Annotated in this window: 22 protein-coding genes; 12 read left to right on the forward strand and 10 right to left on the reverse strand. The window is 64.3% G+C overall.

The features are described 5' to 3' along the window. Positions 1-28: 28 nt before the first annotated feature. The 3 genes from glxR to gcl all read right to left on the reverse strand — a co-directional run bounded on the left by glxR (position 29) and on the right by gcl (position 4,159). Complete coding sequence (gene glxR / locus ACEN9T_RS08845) at positions 29-940, reverse strand: 2-hydroxy-3-oxopropionate reductase (protein WP_027678495.1); 912 nt, start codon at positions 938-940, stop codon at positions 29-31. Between the two features lie 617 nt (positions 941-1,557). Next, positions 1,558-2,340 (reverse strand): hydroxypyruvate isomerase, encoded by a 783-nt coding sequence (gene hyi / locus ACEN9T_RS08850; RefSeq protein WP_413707550.1) that lies wholly within the window; start codon positions 2,338-2,340, stop codon positions 1,558-1,560. 43 nt (positions 2,341-2,383) lie between these two features. Beyond that, on the reverse strand, positions 2,384-4,159 hold the full coding sequence (gcl, locus tag ACEN9T_RS08855; RefSeq protein ID WP_413707551.1) for a glyoxylate carboligase: 1,776 nt from the start codon (positions 4,157-4,159) through the stop codon (positions 2,384-2,386). 346 nt (positions 4,160-4,505) lie between these two features. On the opposite strand from gcl, the gene ACEN9T_RS08860 reads away from it, so the two are divergent. Then, entirely contained in the window at positions 4,506-5,417 is a 912-nt protein-coding gene (locus tag ACEN9T_RS08860; protein ID WP_024973988.1) for a LysR family transcriptional regulator, read from the forward strand. A 112-nt stretch (positions 5,418-5,529) separates the two neighbouring features. Next, the gene (locus ACEN9T_RS08865; RefSeq protein WP_413707552.1) at positions 5,530-5,955 is read left to right on the forward strand and encodes a hypothetical protein; all 426 of its coding nucleotides are present in this window, start codon (positions 5,530-5,532) and stop codon (positions 5,953-5,955) included. Positions 5,956-5,958: 3 nt separating this feature from the next. On the opposite strand, the gene ACEN9T_RS08870 is transcribed toward ACEN9T_RS08865, so the two are convergent. From ACEN9T_RS08870 to ACEN9T_RS08880, 3 genes are read right to left on the reverse strand one after another with little or no spacing between them, the layout of a single operon-like run. After that, positions 5,959-6,543, reverse strand: a complete 585-nt coding sequence (locus ACEN9T_RS08870; RefSeq protein ID WP_413707553.1) for an IMPACT family protein — start codon at positions 6,541-6,543, stop codon at positions 5,959-5,961. A 6-nt stretch (positions 6,544-6,549) separates the two neighbouring features. Further along, positions 6,550-7,248 (reverse strand): GntR family transcriptional regulator, encoded by a 699-nt coding sequence (locus ACEN9T_RS08875; protein ID WP_092976784.1) that lies wholly within the window; start codon positions 7,246-7,248, stop codon positions 6,550-6,552. A gap of 37 nt (positions 7,249-7,285) precedes the next feature. After that, on the reverse strand, positions 7,286-8,626 hold the full coding sequence (locus tag ACEN9T_RS08880) for a C4-dicarboxylate transporter DctA (protein WP_092976719.1): 1,341 nt from the start codon (positions 8,624-8,626) through the stop codon (positions 7,286-7,288). 343 nt (positions 8,627-8,969) lie between these two features. Between ACEN9T_RS08880 and alc the strand changes: the two genes are divergently transcribed. The 4 genes from alc (at position 8,970) to arsC (ending at position 12,400) form a co-directional block, all read left to right on the forward strand. Then, positions 8,970-9,980 carry an allantoicase gene (alc, locus tag ACEN9T_RS08885; RefSeq protein ID WP_092976723.1) on the forward strand — a complete coding sequence of 337 codons (1,011 nt, stop codon included), beginning with the start codon at positions 8,970-8,972 and terminating at the stop codon, positions 9,978-9,980. Next, positions 9,977-10,504, forward strand: a complete 528-nt coding sequence (locus ACEN9T_RS08890) for an ureidoglycolate lyase (RefSeq protein WP_092976726.1) — start codon at positions 9,977-9,979, stop codon at positions 10,502-10,504. Before alc ends, ACEN9T_RS08890 begins: the two co-directional genes overlap by 4 nt. Before the next feature lie 93 nt (positions 10,505-10,597). Further along, positions 10,598-11,872, forward strand: coding sequence for a M20/M25/M40 family metallo-hydrolase (locus ACEN9T_RS08895; protein WP_413707554.1), 1,275 nt, complete (start codon positions 10,598-10,600; stop codon positions 11,870-11,872). Positions 11,873-12,049: 177 nt separating this feature from the next. Next, positions 12,050-12,400 carry an arsenate reductase (glutaredoxin) gene (gene arsC, locus ACEN9T_RS08900; RefSeq protein ID WP_092976732.1) on the forward strand — a complete coding sequence of 117 codons (351 nt, stop codon included), beginning with the start codon at positions 12,050-12,052 and terminating at the stop codon, positions 12,398-12,400. A gap of 125 nt (positions 12,401-12,525) precedes the next feature. Here the strand turns inward: arsC and ACEN9T_RS08905 are convergent, their stop codons facing one another. The 3 genes from ACEN9T_RS08905 to ACEN9T_RS08915 form a co-directional block, all read right to left on the reverse strand. Continuing rightward, positions 12,526-12,792 carry a hypothetical protein gene (locus tag ACEN9T_RS08905; RefSeq protein WP_413707555.1) on the reverse strand — a complete coding sequence of 89 codons (267 nt, stop codon included), beginning with the start codon at positions 12,790-12,792 and terminating at the stop codon, positions 12,526-12,528. 274 nt (positions 12,793-13,066) lie between these two features. Continuing rightward, positions 13,067-13,798, reverse strand: a complete 732-nt coding sequence (locus ACEN9T_RS08910; RefSeq protein ID WP_413707556.1) for an exonuclease — start codon at positions 13,796-13,798, stop codon at positions 13,067-13,069. After that, positions 13,795-14,451 (reverse strand): MBL fold metallo-hydrolase, encoded by a 657-nt coding sequence (locus ACEN9T_RS08915; protein ID WP_092976787.1) that lies wholly within the window; start codon positions 14,449-14,451, stop codon positions 13,795-13,797. The genes ACEN9T_RS08910 and ACEN9T_RS08915 overlap by 4 nt, the downstream gene beginning before the upstream one ends. 201 nt (positions 14,452-14,652) lie before the next feature. Between ACEN9T_RS08915 and ACEN9T_RS08920 the strand changes: the two genes are divergently transcribed. Next, positions 14,653-15,384: a septal ring lytic transglycosylase RlpA family protein gene (locus ACEN9T_RS08920; protein ID WP_413707557.1), complete on the forward strand. Its 732-nt coding sequence runs from the start codon at positions 14,653-14,655 to the stop codon at positions 15,382-15,384. Between the two features lie 18 nt (positions 15,385-15,402). Here the strand turns inward: ACEN9T_RS08920 and rsmI are convergent, their stop codons facing one another. Continuing rightward, entirely contained in the window at positions 15,403-16,305 is a 903-nt protein-coding gene (gene rsmI / locus ACEN9T_RS08925) for a 16S rRNA (cytidine(1402)-2'-O)-methyltransferase (protein ID WP_092976744.1), read from the reverse strand. A gap of 35 nt (positions 16,306-16,340) precedes the next feature. Between rsmI and ACEN9T_RS08930 the strand changes: the two genes are divergently transcribed. The 5 genes from ACEN9T_RS08930 (at position 16,341) to ACEN9T_RS08950 (ending at position 20,377) form a co-directional block, all read left to right on the forward strand. Then, positions 16,341-16,718, forward strand: coding sequence for a YraN family protein (locus ACEN9T_RS08930; RefSeq protein ID WP_045204725.1), 378 nt, complete (start codon positions 16,341-16,343; stop codon positions 16,716-16,718). Positions 16,719-16,769: 51 nt separating this feature from the next. Next, complete coding sequence (locus ACEN9T_RS08935; protein ID WP_252692341.1) at positions 16,770-17,588, forward strand: BON domain-containing protein; 819 nt, start codon at positions 16,770-16,772, stop codon at positions 17,586-17,588. A 133-nt stretch (positions 17,589-17,721) separates the two neighbouring features. Continuing rightward, on the forward strand, positions 17,722-18,078 hold the full coding sequence (locus tag ACEN9T_RS08940; RefSeq protein WP_413707558.1) for a c-type cytochrome: 357 nt from the start codon (positions 17,722-17,724) through the stop codon (positions 18,076-18,078). Beyond that, positions 18,075-19,367 (forward strand): NAD(P)/FAD-dependent oxidoreductase, encoded by a 1,293-nt coding sequence (locus tag ACEN9T_RS08945; RefSeq protein ID WP_413707559.1) that lies wholly within the window; start codon positions 18,075-18,077, stop codon positions 19,365-19,367. Before ACEN9T_RS08940 ends, ACEN9T_RS08945 begins: the two co-directional genes overlap by 4 nt. Positions 19,368-19,489: 122 nt before the next feature. Further along, a complete protein-coding gene (locus tag ACEN9T_RS08950) occupies positions 19,490-20,377 on the forward strand; it encodes an EamA family transporter (RefSeq protein ID WP_092976756.1) in 888 nt (295 codons plus the stop codon). Positions 20,378-20,446 lie beyond the last annotated feature (69 nt).

Here is a 20,446-nt window from a genome sequence, read left to right on the forward strand (position 1 = left end):
GCCCGAAGGCTGCGACAGTGCACACAACTTAGGCAATATCGTGATTCGACATGATCTCGATCGCGCGGCACAGTGCCGAGTGGTCTTGCTTGCCCATGCCGTTGGCGGCGCAGGTGTTGAACAGCTCCTGCGCGGTGGCCGTGTTCGGCAGGGCCACGCCCAGCGTCTTGGCGCCCTGCAGGGCCAGGTTCAAGTCCTTCTGGTGCAGCTCGATGCGGAAGCCCGGGTCGAACGTACGCTTGACCATGCGCTCGCCGTGCACTTCAAGAATGCGCGAGGCCGCGAAGCCGCCCATCAGCGCCTGACGCACCTTCGCCGGGTCCGCGCCCGCCTTCGATGCGAACAGCAGCGCTTCCGACACGGCCTGGATGTTCAGCGCGACGATGATCTGGTTGGCCACCTTGGTGGTCTGGCCGTCGCCGTTGCCGCCGACCAGCGTGATGTTCTTGCCCATCAAGTTGAACAGCGGAGCAACGCGGTCGAACGCAGCCTGCTCACCGCCCACCATGATCGTCAGCGATGCAGCCTTCGCGCCCACTTCGCCACCCGACACCGGAGCGTCCAGGTATTGCGCGCCGGTCTTGTTGATGCGCGATGCGAAGTCCTTCGTCGCGATCGGCGAGATCGAGCTCATGTCGACGACGATCTTGCCGGCAGCGGCGTCCTTGCCTGCGTCCTTCAGCGCCTTGGCGACGCCCTTCTCGCTGAACAGCACGGCTTCAACGTGCGGGGTGTCCGGCACCATGATGAAGATAATGTCGGCGCGCTTGGCGACTTCTTCCGCGCTCGTGCAGACCGTCACGCCAGCTTCCACCAGTGCGGCGGGGGCCGGGTTGACGTCGTGCACGAACAGCGTGTGGCCTGCGGCGCGCAGGTGACCTGCCATGGGGGCGCCCATGATGCCGAGGCCGATGAAACCGAGGTTGAGGGTGGTTGCCATGGTGAGGGATCTCCTTGGTTTGGATGTTGGTGGTTGTTGGTTTGGACCTTGGTGGTCCACTCCCTTTTCACCCCCTGCCGGGGGCGACTCACTTTCTTTGTCTTGCCAAAGAAAGTAAGCAAAGAAAGGCGCGCCCGAGATGGCGACCCCTTCCTTGAATTTGTGTAACCGGGCGGGGAAGGAGGCAAACTCGCTGCGCTCAAACAGCCTCCTTCCGTTTTCCGCCCGCTTACACAAATTCAAGGCGCCATCTAGGGCAAGGTACGGCCACACAATCTGTGTGCTGACCTAGGTGGCTCTTGTTTGTTGCTGTGTTGCTCGCTCTGCTTCGCGTTGTGTTGCTGGTTCCTGCTGCAGTCGTGTTCCGATGGTTTGGCCGTTGGAGCCCTAGATGGCGCCTTGAATTTCTGTTGCAGAGAGGAAAAAGAGTGCAGGCCTGTTTGAGCGAAGCGAGTTGCCTGCACTCCCTCTCTGCGACAGAAATTCAAGGAGTCTTTCGCCATCTCGGGCGCGCCTTTCTTTTGCTTACTTTTCTTTGGCAAGACAAAGAAAAGTGAGTCAGCCCCGGCAGGGGATGAAACAAGGGATGCACCACCGAGGCAAAACCAAACAAAGAATCAAACAACCTGGTGCGCGTCACGCCAGCCAAGACCTTCAACCGTCCCAGCCTTAGGCTTGTACTCACAACCAATCCAGCCTTGGTAGCCAATCTCATCTAACCAACGGAACAGGAACTGGTAGTTGATCTCACCGGTACCCGGTTCGTTACGGCCGGGGTTGTCCGCCAACTGCACATGCTTGATCTTGTCCAGATGGCGCTTCAGCGTGCTAGCCACTTCGCCTTCCATCCGCTGCATGTGATAGATGTCGTACTGCACATACAGGTTGGACGCATCCACGTCGTTGATCAGATCCAGCGCCTGCTGCGTGCGGTTCAGGTAAAAGCCCGGAATATCGAACGTGTTGATTGGCTCGATCAGCAGATCGATCTTCTCGGCCTTCAGCGCCTTCGCCGCAAACTTCAGGTTCTCCACCAGCGTCTTGCGCGCAGCGTCTTCGCTCACGCCTTCGGGGCGAATGCCCACCAGGCAGTTGAGCTGTTTCACGCCGAGCACCTTGGCGTACTTGATGGCTTCGCCCACGCCGTCCTGAAACTCGCCCACGCGGTCCGGCAGGATGGCGATACCGCGCTCGCCGCCGTCCCAGTTGCCGGCCGGCAGGTTGTGCAGGACGAGGTCGAGCTGGAAACGGTTCAGGCGATCGGCAATCTGGTCTGCGTGGAACGCGTAGGGGAACAGGAATTCCACGCCGCGAAAGCCCGCACGCGCGGCGGCTTCGAAGCGGTCAAGGAAGGCCTGCTCGTTGAAGAGCATGGTCAGGTTGGCTGCCAGCTTTGTCATGGTTTCTCCTTTTATCGGACGGTGAGGGAACAGCGCGCCGTCTTTATGCGGTGACGCCTTCGGCTTCCGTGAGGGTGTCTTCCAGGTCGAGCACGTCTTCAAACTCGACCACGTTGTCGATCTCCGTGCCCATGGCGATGTTGGTCACGCGCTCGAGAATCACTTCCACCATCACGGGCACCGAGAACTCGGCCATCAGCAGGCGGGCCTGCGCGAATGCGGGTTCGATGTCTTCCGGCTTGAACACGCGGATCGCCTTGCAACCCAGGCCTTCCACTACCTTCACGTGGTCGACGCCGTAGCCGTTCAGCTCGGGTGCGTTGACGTTGTCAAAGGCGAGCTGGACGCAGTAGTCCATGTCGAAGTTGCGCTGCGCCTGGCGGATCAGGCCCAGGTACGAGTTGTTCACCACCACGTGGATGTACGGCACCTTGAACTGCGCGGCCACCGCCATCTCTTCGATCATGAACTGGAAGTCGTAGTCACCCGAGATGGCCACCACGTCGCTGTTGGGCGAGGCCACCTTCACGCCGATGGCGGCGGGAATCGTCCAGCCCAGCGGGCCTGCCTGGCCGCAGTTGATCCAGTGGCGCGGCTGGTTGACCGACAGGAACTGCGCAGCAGCGATCTGCGACAGGCCGATCGTGCTCACGTAGCGAACGTCGCGCGGGAAGTACTGGTTCATCTCGCGGTACACGCGCTGCGGCTTGATGGGCACGTTGTCGAAGTCCGAGCGACGCAGCATCGTGCGCTTGCGCTTCTGCACGTCGGCGTTCCAGCTCTTGCGGCACGGCAGCTTGCCGGCGGCCTTCAGCTCGCGGGCCACTTCAATGAACTTCTCCAGCGCAGCCTTGGCGTCCGACACGATGCCCAGGTCCGGACCGAACACGCGGCCGATCTGGGTCGGTTCGATATCGACGTGCACGAACTTGCGGCCCTTGGTGTAGACGTCGACGCTGCCGGTGTGGCGGTTGGCCCAGCGGTTGCCGATGCCGAACACGAAGTCCGACGCCAGCAGCGTGGCGTTGCCGTAGCGGTGCGATGTTTGCAGGCCGACCATGCCAGCGTTGAGCGGGTGGTCATCGGCGAGCACGCCCCAGCCCATCAGCGTCGGAACCACGGGCACGTTCACCAGCTCGGCAAACTCGACCATCAGCTTGGCCGCATCAGCGTTGATCACGCCGCCGCCGCACACCAGCAGCGGGCGCTCGGCCTGGCACAGCATCTCGATGGCGCGCTCGGCTTGCGCACGCGTTGCGGCGGGCTTGTAGACCGGCAGCGGGCTGTACGTGTCGGGGTCGAATTCAATCTCAGCGACTTGCACGTCGAACGGCAGGTCGATCAGCACCGGGCCCGGGCGGCCCGAGCGCATCAGGTGGAACGCCTGCTGGAACACGCGCGGCACCAGGGCCGGCTCGCGCACGGTGACGGCCCACTTCGTGACCGGCTTGGCGATCGACTCGATGTCGACGGCCTGGAAATCTTCCTTGTACAGGCGGGCGCGGGGTGCCTGACCGGTGATGCACAGGATGGGAATCGAGTCTGCCCAGGCCGAGTACAGGCCGGTAATCATGTCGGTGCCTGCGGGGCCCGACGTGCCGATGCACACGCCGATGTTGCCGGGTTCGGCACGGGTATAGCCCTCGGCCATGTGCGAGGCGCCTTCAACGTGGCGCGCCAGCACGTGGTCAATGTTGCCGGCGCGGCGCAACGCCGAATACAACGGGTTGATGGCGGCGCCAGGCACGCCGAAGGCGGTGGTGATGCCTTCTTTTTCCATCACCGCAACTGCGGCATCAATCGCTCTCATCTTCGGCATGGGGTGTCTCCAGGAAGGGGAAGGTGGGAATACGTTGGAGTTGATCCTATTCCCGCATGCCGATATCGATAAACGCAGCTTTCGTCAGTTGATTGCTAACGCTGAATATCGAATAGTTTTGCGTGCCGCAGCAATATCAAGGCAGGCAATATGCCGGAGTGCCTTGCAGTGGAGCCGATTCCGACCGCTTTTGTGCGGCGCAAAAAGTCCCGTTATCGCTCTCGTATTGATCACATCCCCGTTCTCCATTTTTGCCATTCGTCACAGGTGATATGCGCCAGAAAGCCGCAATCCGGGTACGGAATGCTCACTAAAATGGTCAGACATTGCGAACTGGAATGATGGAATGGACAAGCTCAAGCAGATCGAGGCGTTCATCGCCGTGGTGGAACACGGCAGCATGGCCGCCGCCGCGCTCACGCAGGACGTGACGCCCGTCATGATCGGCCGCCGCATCAACGCGCTGGAAGCCCGGCTGGGCGTGAAGCTGCTGCACCGGTCGACCCGTCGCATTGCGGTGACGGAGCAGGGCGCGGTGTTCATGGAACAGTGCAAGAAGGCGCTGGGCGAGCTGGACCGCGCAGAGCTGCTCGTTGCCGAAGGCCGCCACAAGGCGACTGGGCACCTGATCGTCTCGGCGCCGGCAGCGTTCGGCCGCAAGCACGTCGCGCCGCATGCGCCGGACTTCCTGCGTGCCAACCCCGACGTGCGCATCTCGTTCAACCTGACCGACCGCGTGGTCGACCTCGTGCGCGAAGGCTACGACGTGGGCATCCGCATTGGCGGCGCGATCGATCCGAACTTCGTGGCGATCCGCCTGGCGTCGAACAAGCGCGTGGTCTGCGGCACGCCTGCGTATTTCGCCAAGCATGGTGTGCCACGCACGCTGGATGATCTCGCGCGCCACAACTGCCTCGCCTTCAACCTGCAGGGCGGGCAGCAGCGCGGCTGGTATTTCCAGCAGAACGGCAAGGCCGTCACCGTGAAGGTGAACGGCAACCTCGACTGCAACGACGGTGAACTGCTGCACCGCTGGATGGGCGAAGGCCTGGGCCTGGGCTGGCGCTCAACGTGGGAGATCCAGCCCGAGTTGGAATCCGGCGCGCTGATGACGGTGCTGGACGACTACGCGCTGCCCGATTACGACATCCTCGCCGTGTACCCGCAGCAGCGGCCGGTGCCGGCGAAGATCCGCTTCTTTATCGAACACCTGAAGACGGTGTATGGGCAGGCAGGTTATTGGTCGCGAACGGGTTGAGCGTGCGGAAATGGATGACGGTTCCTAAACTTGTCATCAGACGCGTCGCGGGTGGCGCGCTCAATGCCGGAGACTGAAGATGCTACACAGAACTGCAGTTGTCGGCGCTCTCATGCTCAGCACGTCCGCCCTGGCGTGCGATCTGACCGGGCTTGAGCACCCGCTGGTGTTCTCGCCCGGCGAGTCTGCGCTGCCGACCACCGAAATCCTGAAACTGGCGGAATGGGATTCGCAGCTCAAAGAAGATTTCCGCAGCGGTGGCAAGTACCGGGTGCGCTTGCGGGAGGCGTCCGAGCCTGCTCCTGACCCAGAGCTGGCTGTGCTGCGCCTCAGAAGCATCCAGGCCGTGCTGGACGCTGTCGGAATCGAGGGCGACAAAGTCGAGTCGTCCGAAGCCGATACGCATCTACGTGCCGCGGAACGCGAGGGTGTCACGCCCAAAATGCCGACAGCCGCCTACGTAGTTTTCCAACCGGACTGTCAGAACCCGTGTTGCCCGGGCGCCGCGCCGGGCGCTCCGCTCGCTCCCAAGCGATAAGCGCTAGGTAATTGCCACACGCCCCTGCGTCAAATCCCGCAACGCGACCCGCGCAGCCGCTTCGTCCGTCACCGGCAATCGCACCGTGAGCGTGACGCCCGCATCGTACGCAGCATCCAGCAGCGCATACCCGCCATCATCGATCCAGCGGCGGATGCGCGCCTCATCGGCGTAATCGGTGGCGAGGGTGAGCGTGGCGCTGGCGATGCGCTCCACGCGTTCGGCGTGCATGAGCGCGGTGGCAATGGCATCCGTGTAGGCGCGCACAAGACCGCCCGCGCCGAGCTTGACCCCGCCGAAGTAACGCACCACGGCGCCCAGTGTGCCGTCCAGATCGTGATGGCGTAGCACTTCCAGGATGGGGCGACCCGCTGTGCCGGAGGGTTCGCCGTCATCGGACATGCCGGACTGGCCGCCCGCCAGGAGCGCCCAGCAGACGTGCGTGGCAGCGGGGTGTTCGGCGCGCAGGCGTGCAATGACGTCCATGGCGGCGGCCCGGTCTTCAACCGGCATTGCCAATCCGATAAAGCGGCTTTTCTTGATTTCCAGCTCGGCAGAAACCGGCGCGCGCAGCGTGTACATCGGCACGCGCGGTCAGGCGAGGAGGGCGGCTACGAGATCTGTCGCCCGGCCGCCCGGCGATTCGAACTTGAGCGACGCCTCGGTGTGCGCCATGTGCTCTTCCATCAGGGCGATGGCGCCTTCCACATCACCGCGCTTGGCGGCTTCCAGGAAAGCGGTGTGTTCGTCGGATGAACGCACGGCATCGTATGTGGACTGGTACATCATCGTGATCACCGAGCTGCGCGCGGAAAGCTCGTAGAGCATTTCCTTGAGCACACTGTTCCCGACCACGTCGGCCATCAGGAGGTGAAAGTCGGCCATCAGGCGGTTGCGGCGCGGGACGTCGGACAAATCGCCGCTTGCCGCCACCTTGTGTTCTTCGGCCAGGTGCTTTTCCAGCCGCTTGTAATCGGCCGGCGTCGCTTTGGCGATGAACTCGCGCACCAGCGCGACTTCCAGCACGCGGCGCACGGCAAACACCTCGCGCGCTTCGGTCTCGTCTGGCTTGGCCACGAACGCACCGCGATCCGGCTCCATGCGGATCAGCTTGTCCTTGGCCAGCATCAGGAGCGCCGCGCGAATCTTCGTGCGGCTGACGTGGTAGACCCGCGCCAGCGCCTCTTCGCGCAGCTTGGTGCCCGGCGGCAGCCGATGCGCGACGATCGCCTGCGCGATGTCGTCGGCAATGCCTTCGGAGGAGATGTCGGCGGCGGCGGTGGTTTCGGTCATGGCGCCGATTTTACCGCCGTCCGACAACAGCGCGGCTTCAGGCATGCGGCAGCGTATGTGCTGCCGGTGCCGCCACACCAAGGCCGTGCGGAATCGCTTCGCCTTCTTCGGTGATGTCGATCTTGCCGTCGAGCACCGCGTTGGCGCGCACGCGGTCGATGTCTTTCTCCCAGGCGGCGATGACGACCGTGGCGACGCAGTTGCCGATCAGGTTGCCCAGCGCACGGGCAATGCCGATGAACCAGTCGACGGAGAGCACCAGCACCAGGCCGATCGCCGGAATGGCGGGAATGACCGACAGCGTGGCCGCCAGAATTACGATGGCCGAACCAGGAATGCCGTGCGCGCCCTTGGAGGTGACGAGCGCCACGCCCAGGATCAGCAGCAAGTCCTGGAAGGCCAGCGGCGTGTTGGTCGCCTGTGCAATGAACACGGCAGCCAGCGTCAGGTAGATCGAAAACGCATCGAGGTTGAACGAGTAGCCGGTCGGGATGACAAGGCCGACCACCGAGCGCTTGATGCCCATCTTCTCCAGCTTGTTCATGATGGACGGCAGCACCGCGTCGGACGACGCCGTGCCCAGCACCACCAGCAGTTCAGCGCGCAGGAAGCGGATCAGCTTGAAGATGTTGAAGCCCGCCATGCGCAGGATGGTGCCGAGCACGACGAACACAAACAGCGCCACTGCCGCATAGAACAGCAGCACCAGGAAGCCGAGCTGCTTGAGCGAGCCCGCGCCGTACTTGCCAACGGTAAAGGCTACCGCGCCCAGGACGCCCAGCGGTGCCAGACGGATGATCACGGCCATCATGCGGAACAGCACATGCGAGAGCTGATCGATCAGGTTGACCAGCGGCTTGGTCCGCTCACCCAGCAGCGACAGCGAGCAGCCGAACAGGATCGACACCAGCAGCACCTGCAGGATGTCGCCCTTCACAAAACCGCTGACGAACGTATCGGGAATCAGCTTGAGGAAGAAGGCTGCCACGCCGGTCGATTCCACCTGCTTGGCGGTCGTCATGTACGACGCCATGGCCGCCGGATCGAGCGTCTTCGGGTCCACATTCATGCCATGGCCCGGCCCGAACAGATAGGCCAGCGCAATGCCCAGTGCCAACGCAATCGTCGTGACGATCTCAAAGTAGATGACGGCCTTGCCGCCTACGCGCCCAACCTTCTTCAGCTCGCCGGCACCGCAGATCCCCACCACCACCACGGAGAACACGATCGGCGCGATCAGCATCTTGATCAGCTTCAGAAAGCCATCGCCGAGCGGCTGCAGTTTCTGCGCAAACTCCGGCGCCCAGATGCCCAGCGCGATGCCCACCGCCAGGGCAATCAAAACCTGCCCGAACAACGGGCGCGTAAAGCGTTGCATGGTGAATCCTCCTTTGGATTACTGATGTCTCAAGCCGCGCCCAATCGTCTAATTCAGTTGGTTGCGATTGTCGTCACGGCCTTGTTTCGCTCGCTGCGTCGCAACAAATTGTCGCGATGAATTGTTGAGCGTTGACGGCATCATAGGTCATCCAATTTTTGTATGCAATTTTTGAATTCACATGCTAGGATCGACTCATGCAGTCCCGCGAAGCCTTGTGTTTCCGCCATCTACGCTGCACTTCCGGCGTTCCCATCGCTACAGTTTCGAGTGTTCTTACTCGCCGTTTTTGTTCGATGGGGCGGCCGTATAACATCCAGAGACAAATACCAAGGAGTTCCACATGGCGATGCCCACGCTCGATCCGAACGCGCCGGATTTCACGCGCCGATATCCGAACCTGGCGGACCCCCGCCTTGGCGCAGAGGCCACGTTCGCGACCGACGAATTCTTCGCGCCGAAAGACCGCATGCTCAACCCCGAGCCGGCGGTCTTCATTCCCGGCAAGTACGACGATCACGGCAAGTGGATGGATGGCTGGGAAACGCGCCGTCGCCGCAACGGTGGTTATGACCATTGCATCGTCCGCCTGGCCCGCCCGGGCGTGGTGAAGGGTGTGGATATCGACACCAGCCACTTCACCGGCAACTTCCCGCCGGCCGCTTCCATTGAAGCCGCTTATCTGCCGGATGGCGAGCCGACCGAAGCTACGCAGTGGACCGAAATCGTTCCGTCGACCACGCTGCAAGGCAACAGCCACGCCTACGTGGCCGTGACGTGCGCGCAAGCCTTCACGCACCTGCGCGTGAACATCTTCCCGGACGGCGGCATCGCGCGGCTGCGCGTGTACGGCCAGCCGCAAGTCGACTGGAAGGGCGCAGACCGCACCAAGCTGTTCGACCTGGCCGCCATGGAAAACGGCGCCTATGTGGTCGAAGCCAACAACGAACACTTCGGGCCGGCCTCGCGCATGCTGATGCCAGGCCGTGGCGTGAACATGGGCGACGGCTGGGAAACGCGCCGCCGCCGCGAACCGGGCAACGACTGGTGCGTGATCGCCCTGGCCAACCCGGGCCGCATCCGCAAGATCGAAGTCGACACCGCGCACTTCAAGGGCAACTTCGCTGACCGCGTTTCCATCCAGGCCGCACGCGTGGTGGGCGGCACCGACAGCTCGCTGAAGACGCAAGCGATGTTCTGGCAGACGCTGCTGCCCGAGCAGAAGCTGCAGATGGATCTGCAGCACTACTACGAGGCGGAAATCGCCGACCTCGGCATCGTGACGCACGTGCGCTTCAACATGTTCCCGGATGGCGGCGTGTCGCGTCTGCGCTTGTGGGGGGTGCTCGAATGAGCCAAGAGACCGCTGCACGCGTTGCGCTGACAATCGAGCCGCTCACGCGCGAAGCCTTCGCGCCGTTCGGCGATGTAATCGAGCTGGACGGGGCCAAGCAATTCCCCATCAACCAGGGCACGACCATCCGCTTTCATGACCTCGCCAACGTGGATGTGGGCGAGGGCGGCCGCGCGCTGATCAGCCTGTTCCGTGGCCAGCCGCGTGCGCTGCCGTTCGAGGTGAAGATGCTGGAGCGCCACCCGCGTGGCAGCCAGGCCTTCATCCCACAGAACGACAAGCCGTATCTGGTGGTCGTGGCGCCGGCCGGCGAGCTGGACCCGTCCAAGTTGCGCGCGTTCGTCTCACGCGGCTGGCAAGGCGTGAACTACGCGCGCGGCGTGTGGCATCACCCGCTGCTGGCCCTGGGCGAGGTGAGCGATTTCCTCGTCGTCGACCGTGGTGGCGAAGGCCACAACTGCGACGAGCAAGACCTGGCCGAATCGGTGTGGTTGACCGCCGAGGCCATGCAGGCCGCGCTGTAAACCTCGCTTCATCGGCATCAATACTGAGCCCCCGCACAACGGGGGCTCAGTCACTTTCAATCTTCGTCCCACTACAAGCAGGGAGACATCGACATGACCCAGGCTCAACTCGCCACCCCCGGCATCGATGCGGATATCCGCGCGTTTGTCGAGGCCGCGCACGCGCAGCAGATTGATTTCCTGCGCGAGCTTGTGAAGGTGCCGTCGGACAACCCTTCCGGCGATTGCGCACCGCATGCCGCGCGTGCCAAGGCGCTGCTGGAGGCGCTGGGCCTGACGGTCGAGGCGCATGCCGTGCCGCAGGCGCAGGTACGCGCCGCCGGCATGGTCAGCGCCACCAACCTGATCGTGCGTCACACGTTCGGCAGTGGCGGCCCCACGGTCGCCATGAATGCACACGGCGACGTTGTTCCGCCGGGCCTGGGCTGGACGCACGACCCGTACGGTGGCGAGATCGTCGAGACCGAACACGGCCCGACCATGTTTGGCCGCGGCGTGGCGGTGTCCAAGTCAGACTTTGCAACCTACACGTGGGCGCTGCTCGCGCTGATCGAGGCAGAAAAGCGTGGCGCAAAGCTCAACGGCACGGTCGAATTGCACTTCACATACGACGAAGAAACCGGCGGTGACATCGGCCCGAAGTGGCTGCTCGATCAAGGCCTGAGCAAGCCCGATTACGCGATCTCGGCGGGCTTTGCTTATGGCATAACGTCGGCGCACAACGGCTGCCTGCACGTGCAGGTGACGGTACGCGGCAAGCAGGCGCACGCCGCCATGCCGCATACGGGCATCGACGCCATCGAAGCGGCCACGCACATCCTGCAAGCCGTGTATGCCTATCGCGCGGAACTCGCGACGCGCAAATCCGCCGTGCCGGGCATTGACCACGCGACGCTCAACGTCGGGTTGATCCAAGGTGGCATCAACACCAACGTAGTGCCCGATCTGGTGACGTTCCGCGTTGACCGCCGGATGATTCCTGAAGAAGCCGGCCGCGATGCAGAAGGCGAACTGCGCGCGGTGATTGAGCGCGCGGCTGCAGAACGGCCGGGGATCGAGGTTTCAGTCGAACGCATTCTGCTGGCGCAGCCGCTTGCTGAACTGCCGGGTGTGGACGCGCTGATTGGCGCGCTGCGACGGAATGCGTTGGCGGTGTTCGGTGGCGATGTGCCGGTGCACGGCGTGCCGCTGTATACCGATGCCCGGCATTACACGGCGCATGGCGTGCCGACGGTGCTGTATGGCGCGGGCCCGCGTACATTGATGGAAGCGCGTGGGCACAACACCGATGAAAACCTGCGGTTGAATGATTTGCGGGGCGCGACTGTGGTGGTGGGGTGTGCTGTGGGGGAGTTGTTGGGTGGGTGATGTTGTTTTGTTTTTGTCTTGGTGGTCCATCCCCCTTTCGGTCCCGGCAGGGGATGAAACAAGGGATGCACCACAAAAACAAAAATCACGAATCCCCCCAACACCAACCACGAAACCAACCACCAAGCGCCAGCCCTTAAGATTGGGGCACGTTCCATAAAGCCAACACCAGAGCCCATGCAGATCTACCACAACCCCCGCTGCTCCAAATCCCGCACCGCCCTCGAACAAGCGCAATCCTTCGCCGCAGAAAAAGGCGAACAACTCGACGTCATCGAATATCTGACGACGCCGCCCACGCTGGCTGACCTCAAAAAGCTCGCAGCGCAACTCGACACCCCGCTGCGCAGCCTTGTCCGCCAAAACGAAGACGAATACGCGCAGCTCAATCTGGCCGATGCATCCGACGACGCGCTGCTCAAGGCGATCGCAGCACATCCCAAGCTGTTGCAGCGTCCGGTGCTCGTTCGCAATGGCCGCGCCACCATCGGTCGCACGCCCGAGGCGCTCGATGCGTTCTTGAAGTAATTCACCGTGCCCCACAAAGTTGAACGGCCTGCCGATTTCCATCGGACAGGCCGTTCAGGGGTGGCCGTATCTCGCCTTGCGCGAGGGCCGGGGCTGCGTCCGTCAAGACGCGCAAGGGCACCGGTTTATTCCAGGCCCATCCATCGGGCCATTTCTGACCCGAAACCAACTGCCAGCAGGGCGGCAAGCACCACTGCCAGCGCCGCCGCGGTCGAGACCACGGCGACTTTCATGACGTCTGCGTCGTGGTGTGCGTTGCTGTGCGTGTGATGCAGATGCTGCGCACGCATGCTCAACGGAACCGCCTTCGCAGAGGATTTGCGATGCCAATGCAAGCGCTCCGTCATCGCTCGCAAATGTTGCGTGTCAAACGCGTCACGGGAAAATCGCATCGCGGTACCTCCCCGTTGTTGGCTGATAGCCGACGCCGGCACGCACCGGCGTCGGGGGCACGTGCGGCCCGAAAACGATACGGCAAGCAAATGGCGTATGCGAGTGGCTTTGCTTGTCGGCGCCTGGTGGCGCAGTCGTCTGGTCGCTCGCACAAGCCCAGCGTAGACGGGGGTTTGCGGCGCTGCAAGTTGCGTTGCGGCATGGTGCGCGCATCACGCGGGCAAGAGGCAAACCGCATGCGGGTCTTCGTGAAATGCGTGACGTGCCCGGCGCTCAATCCTGAGCAGATTGCTGGGACACTTGTGCCGAAGCGCGCTCGGCTTCGCGTTTGCGCAACTCGGTAAGCATGTTGCAGAAGAGGGCGCCTTGCTCTTTCGCGTCATCCAGCGCGATATGCGTGTGCGGTAGCGGGTCGTGCCAGTGATCGGGAAAGGCCGCTTTGACGTTGCGCCGATACGGCATGCCCGTGAGCGCAAAGGCCAGCGTCTTGATGTCGAGCGCCGCCCAGCCAAACGGCGAGCGCCCGGCAAAACGCATCATGTACCAGAACATGAACGTGAAATCGAAGCCCGCCGGAAACGCCACGAACACCGGCTTGCCGGGCAGGCTCTCGACCCATTCCACGTAGCGCGGCAGGGCCACCTCGGGCGCTTCGAGGTTGGCGCGGCATGCGGCCCACGCCTCGGGCTGCGTCTTCCACCATTGCATCTGGATCGGATGGCCTTCGGCACCGGGCAGTGTTTGCAGGTTCGCTTCAAACGTGCCGACGAGCGTCTTGTCGGCCAGGTACGCCGCGCTGGCGAAGCTCAGCATCGAATGCGGGCCAGGGATGGGGCCGTCGGCCTCGATGTCGGTGCTGACGTAGATTTCGGGCCGCGTGTCGGGCGGCTGGTTGCCGCGCTTGCGACGGGGCTTGTCGGCCGGCGCAGCAAGTGCGGTGTCGGCGAAGGGGTCGTCGCTTTCGTTGGCGCCGTCCTTGGGGCTGGTGTTGGCGGTCCCGCTCATGTTGAGCCTTCGTTGGCAAACAGGCGATCAGCGACGTACGGGTTGCTGGCACGCTCATCGCCAAAGGTCGAAACAGGCCCATGGCCCGGCACAAACGTAACGTCGTCGCCGAGCGGCCAAAGCTTGGTGCGGATTGCGTTGATCAGGTCCGCATGGTTGCCGCGCGGGAAGTCCGTGCGGCCGATCGACCCCGCGAACAGCACATCGCCGACGATGGCAACGCGGTCTTCCGGGCTGAAGAACACCACGTGGCCGGGCGTGTGGCCGGGGCAGTGGAACACCTGCAGCGTGCGGCCGGCGGCTTCTACGGTGTCGCCGTCTTCCAGCCAACGGTCGGGCACGAAGGCCTTGGCGGGCGGGAAGCCAAAGCGCTGGCTCTGCATGGGCAGTTGATCGATCCAGAACGCCTCATCCTTCTGCGGCCCTTCGATGGGCACGCCAAGCTGCGTGCGCAGGGCATCGGCGGCGGCGCAGTGGTCGACGTGGCCATGCGTGAGCAGGATTTTTTCGATGCGCGCGCCGTGCTGCTGGGCGGCGGCCAGGATGCGGTCGATATCGCCGCCCGGATCGGTGACGGCGGCAGCACCATCGTCGCCAATCAGCAGCGTGCAGTTCTGTTCAAACGGCGTAACGGGGACGACAACGACTTTCATGTGATCTTGTGTGCGCATTTGCAAATGGCAGGGATAACCCGATTGTATCGGCCCGAGCCCGCGCCAGCACTGGGCTCGCGGGGTGTGCTGTTACATCGGAAAGAAAATTTTACAAAATTGGTGCGAGATGACAGCATGATGTGATCGTTTTAATAGGAAATGTAAATAATCGGTCGAAGCATGCATGTTAGACTCGCGGCCATGCTTAAGTTGACCCACCTCAATTCCAGCCGTTCGGCCGGCCGCACGCTGCGTGTCTGGTTGACGCATGGCACCGCGCTGCTGGTGCTGGCGGGCTGTGCCGCTGTTCCTGGCGAGCCGCCCGCGGGTGGGCAATCCGGTCTGCAGGCGAGCAAGCCCGCCGCGCCCGCGCTGAAGGTGGCCGACCCGCGCGACAACCCCGATGCATGGGGCACGCTGTCGTTCCGCGGCGCGCCGGATTCGAGCAGCCTCAAGCTCGACGAGAACACCGATACGAGCCCCGGCCTGCGCGCCGACCTCGGTACGTTTGAACAGCGCGGCCTGGCCTCGTGGTACGGCCGCGGCTTCCACGGCCGCCGCACCGCCAGCGGCGAGCGCTTCAACATGAACGCCTTCACGGTGGCGCACCCGTCGCTGCCGCTGCAGAGCTGGGTGCTGGTGCGCAACCTCGCCAACGACCGCGTGGTCGTGGCCAAGGTGACGGATCGCGGCCCGTACTACGGCAAGCGCATCCTCGACATGTCGTATGCCGCTGCCAAGCGACTCGACTTCGTCAAGCGCGGTTCGACGCAGGTGGAAATCCGCCGCCTGTCGCGCGCTGAAGTCGAAGCGCTGCGCCCTGAGCTGACGCAAACCGATGTCGCCAGCAACGACGGCGATGCCGATGTGGGCGGTGACGAGCCCGCACCGGTCAAGAAGAAGGCGATCAAGCGTCGCGCCAAGCGCCGCTGATCCGGCCGCCTTCCTGCCTCAGTCTTTCCCTTCGTTTTTCAGCGCCAGCGCGCTCTGATACAGCGTGTCGACCGACGCGCCTGTAATCGCGCCGGCCAGCTTGGCTGCGCGCTTGGCGGGCAGCTCGGTCAACAGCAGACGCAAGACCTGATCCGCCGCCATCGCGGTCGGTGCCGCGTCCTGCGCGCCTGCGCCTTCCACCACCAACACGAATTCGCCCTTGCCGTGCGAGGCGTCGGCGGCAAGCCATGCAGGTGCCTGCGCAGCGGGCAGCACGACGATCTGCTCAAAGAGCTTGGTCAACTCGCGGCCGATCAGGATGCGTCGCGCGGGCAGGTGCTCGGCCAACGCGGCGAGTGTGGCCTCAATGCGATGCGGCGCCTCGTACAGAACCCATGCCGGTCCGTGCGCCGCCCATTGGCGGATCTCCGCCTCGCGTTGGCCGGCCTTGGGTGGCAGGAAGCCGACAAAGGTGAACTGCCCTTCCGACGTGTCGAGCAATTCGCCCGCGGCGGAAAGCGCCGTCACCACGGCGCTGGCGCCAGGCAGCGGAATCACGCGCTGGCCCGCCGCGCGCACCGCCTCGACAATGCGCGAGCCCGGGTCCGACACGCCGGGCGTGCCTGCATCGGACACATAGGCGATGCGCTCGCCCTGCGCCAAGCGCGCGACGATGCGTGCAGCGGCTTCTCGCTCGTTGTGCTGGTGCGCCGCGAGCATCGGTCGAGACAGGCCCAGCCGATTGAGCAGTTGCCCGGTGTTGCGCGTGTCTTCGCAGGCCACCGCGTCGACGAGGCCCAGCACGTAACGCGCCCGCAGCGACACGTCGGCAGCGTTCCCGATGGGGGTGGCCACCACATATAATGCGCCGGCGGGATAGTGCTGGTCATGCGCCAGCAGGGTCCAGTCAGGATCACTCACGAGAACTTCTCTCAGTCACTTGGTTCAAACCGCACATGCATGCGCCGCAGACCATCACAGCCGCCACCGGTGAAGCCGGTGAAGACCGTGCGCTGCGCTACTTGCAAGCGCGCGGGTTGGCGGTGGTCAGCCGCAATTATCGCTGCAAGGGCGGTGAGATCGATCTGGTGATGCGCGATGCGGCTGGCGCCCTGGTATTCGTCGAGGTGCGTGCCCGCGTGGCGCGCTCCACGCAGCGCTTCGGCGGGGCGGCCGCGAGTGTCACGCCCGCCAAGCAGCGTCGCCTGATTGCCGCGGCCGAAGATTTTCTCGCACGGCAGGCTGAAGAGGTGCCCGCCTGCCGTTTTGACGTTATCGCCATCGATGGTGCGCGTATCGAATGGATGCGCGATGCCTTCGGTGCCGACGCCTAAACCTCGCATGAACCTCGCTCTTCTTTCTTCCGGACTTCATTCAAGGACAGCATGAAACTCTCGTCGCCTACGTTTGCCCGCTTCCGTCACACGGTCAAGCGCACCGCCGTGCTGGCCGCCCTGGCCGGTATTACCGCAACGCAGTTGACCGCCTGCTTCCCGCTGTTTGCCGGTGCCGTGGCCGGCGGCGTGGCGCTCGCCACCGACCGCCGTCCGACCGCCACCCAGACCATCGACCGCGGCCTGCAGATGGAAGCCGAAAACACGCTGATCTCGCGCTACGACGGCCGCGCCCACGTGAACGTGACGGTCTACAACCGCAAGGTCCTGCTGACCGGCGAGGCCGGCACCGAGCAGACCAAGCAGGAGATCGGCCAATACGCACAGAAGCTGCAGAACGCACGTGAGGTCGTCAACGAGATCGTGGTGACGCCGGTGTCGAGCACGTTCGGCTCGCGCACCAACGATACGTACATCACCACCAAGGTGAAGAGCGTGCTGGCCGGCACGGAAGGCGTGCCCTGGAACTCCATCAAGGTGACGACCGAAGCGCAGACCGTCTTCCTGATGGGCGTGGTGACCGAGGCCGAAGGCAACAAGGCCACCGAAGCCGTGCGCACGGTGGGCGGCGTGAACAAGGTCGTGAAGGTGTTCGACTACGTGAGCGAAGACGAGCGCAAGCGCCTGGACGCCAACGCCACGTCGACCAACGCGTCGACGGCGCCCGATGCATCGCAAGGCACGCCGGCGCCGGTGCAGGGTACGCCGACGGCCACGCAGGCACCGGCACCCGTCACATCGGCCTCGCCGGGCGTGACGGTGTCGCCGACCAACTCACCAGCGCTGCCGCCGGGCAAGCAATTGCCGTAAGCCACGTCCGCAACATCGATTCGCAAGGAACGCAGCCACCGCGCTGCGTTTTTTGTTGGCTGCACGCATCACAGGGCACACGGCTGGCCGTGCGTGTTAGCGTATGACGCTTCCGCGACTTCGCAGCCTCCCGATGCCCGTCGTCCACCGCCTTGCCGCCGCAGCGTCGCTTGCGGCGCTGCTTACGGCCCCCGCGCCCGATGTGGCCCATGCGGCCGATCATCCCCCCACCAATCTGCAGGCCCGCACCTGGGCTGCCACGTGCGCCAGCTGCCATCACGCCGATACCGCACCCGGCGCCAAGCTGGCCGCGCAGACGCTGCCGCCGCTGGCCGGACGCTCGCAGGCCGAGTTGATCGACGCGATGCAGGCATTCCGCAGCGGCACGCGCCCGTCTACGGTGATGGGCCAGATCGCCCGCGGTTATGACGATGCGCAGATCGCCGCCATTGCCGGCTGGCTGTCACGCCAACCACAGGAGGCGCCATGAGCGACTTGATGCGCAAGGACCGACGCGCACTCCTGCGCGCGCTCGGGGCAACCGCGCTGGCGGGGCCGCTGGCCGCATGCGCATCGCTGTCGGGCGTGCGCAATGCGCGCGTGGTGGTGGTGGGCGGCGGCTACGGCGGCGCGACGGCAGCCAAATACGTGCGAGTGTTTTCCGGTGGCCGTGTCGACGTGACGCTGGTTGAGCCGAACGCCGCGTTCGTCTCGTGCCCGCTGTCGAATCTCGTGCTGTCGGGCGACCGTGACATGGCGTCCATCACCGTGCCGTATGACGCACTGGTTGAGCGCCACGGCGTGCGGTGGGTGCGCGATCGCGCATCGGCCATCGACCTTGGCGCAAAGCAGGTGCGGCTGACCGGCGGCGGCACGCTCGATTTCGACCGGCTGATCCTCTCGCCCGGTATCGACTTCGTGCCGGGGGCGATTCCCGGTCTCGCCAATGCGGCCACTGCCGCACAGGCGCCGCACGCATGGAAGGCCGGCATGCAGACGCAGGCGTTGCGCCACCGGCTCGAAGCCATGCCCAACGGCGGTACGGTGGCGATCAGCATTCCGCTGGCGCCGTACCGCTGCCCGCCCGCGCCGTACGAGCGCGCGTGCCTGATCGCCCATTGGTTGCAGCGCGCCAAGCCGGATTCGCGCGTACTCATCCTCGATGCCAACGATGACGTCACCTCCAAGGGCGCGCTGTTCAAGCGCGTCTGGGCTGAACGTTATCCGCAGCACATTGAATATCGCCCGCAATACAACGCCGTCGACATCGATGCCACGGGCCGCGTGCTCAAGTTCGATGTGCAAGACGACGTGCAGGCCGATGTCGTCAACCTGATCCCGCCGCAGCGCGCCGGAGCGATTGCCGTGCAAGCCGGGTTGGCGACGGCCAATGGGCGCTGGTGCGAGGTGGACTTCCTCTCGTTCGAATCGAAGGTGGCGCCGGGCGTGCATGTGATTGGCGATGCCATCCAGACTGCGCCGCTGATGCCCAAGTCGGGTCACATGGCCAATCAGCACGGCAAGGTGGCCGCCGCCGCCGTGGTGGCGATGCTGGCCGGCCACGCGCCCGATGCGTCACCGCTGTACACCAACACCTGTTACAGCTTTGCCACGCCCGACGAAGCGATGCACGTGGCAACCGTGCACCGCTACGACGTGGCCGAGCACACCATGGTGACGGTGCCCGGCGCCGGTGGGCTTTCCGATGCACCTTCCGCAGCGGAGGGCAAGCTGGCCCAGGGCTGGAGCCGCGCCATCTGGTCGGACATGCTGGGCTAAGGAGGGCAAGGCCGAGGCGCCCGGCACAAACAATGCGCAAGATTGTGCAAGTCGCCTAAGCGGCCCGCGCCTACAGTGCGTCATGTGGCCGCACGGGCGGCCGTCTGAACCTTCCGATCATCATGTCTCCCAAGGATCTGCTGCTGGCCCTGACCGTTGTGCTGGTGTGGGGCGTCAACTTCGTCGTCATCAAGGTGGGCCTGCATGGCGTGCCGCCCATGCTGCTGGGTGCGCTGCGCTTTGCGCTGGTCGCGTTCCCGGCCGTGCTGTTCGTGCCGCGCCCCAAGATTGCGCTCAAGTGGCTGGTGGCTTATGGCGCCACCATCAGCTTCGGGCAGTTCGCGTTCCTGTTCTCGGCCATGTACGTGGGCATGCCGGCGGGGCTGGCCTCGCTGGTGCTGCAGTCGCAGGCCTTCTTTACGCTGACGATTGCCGCCATCGTGCTGCGCGAGCCGATCCGCTGGTTCCATCTGGGGGGCATGGCGGTGGCCGCGGGCGGTCTGGCGATCATCGGCATGGCGGGTGGCGGCTCGGTCACGGGCATGACCACCGCCGGTTTCCTGCTGACACTGTGCGCGGCGTTTTCGTGGGCCAGCGGCAACATTGTCACCAAGCGGATCGGGCCGGTGAACGTGGTGAGCCTGGTGGTGTGGGGCGCCGTCATCCCGCCGGTTCCGTTCTTCCTGCTGTCGTACTGGCTGGAGGGGCCGGAGCAGATCGCGCACAGCCTGGCGAACATCAGTGCGTCGAGCATCGGCGCGATCGTCTACCTGTCTTTTGGTGCCACCATCTTCGGCTACAGCCTGTGGAGCCGCCTGCTGGCGCGCTATGCGGCCAGCCAGGTCGCGCCGCTCACGCTGCTGGTCCCGGTGGTGGGACTGGTGTCGGCGGCCGTGCTGCTTGGCGAGCGCCTGGTGCCTGCCCAATGGCTGGGCGGCGCCGTGGTCATGGCCGGGCTGCTGCTCAACGTATTTGGTGGTCGGCTGGCCGCGCGGCGGGCGATGGCCTGATCGCCGCATTCCCAAAACAAGCGCCCGGGCCGAAAGGTACCGGGCGTTTTGCTTTGCGGACGACATTTG

This window comes from Ralstonia sp. Ralssp110, from assembly GCF_047325135.1.
GTDB lineage: Bacteria > Pseudomonadota > Gammaproteobacteria > Burkholderiales > Burkholderiaceae > Ralstonia > Ralstonia mojiangensis.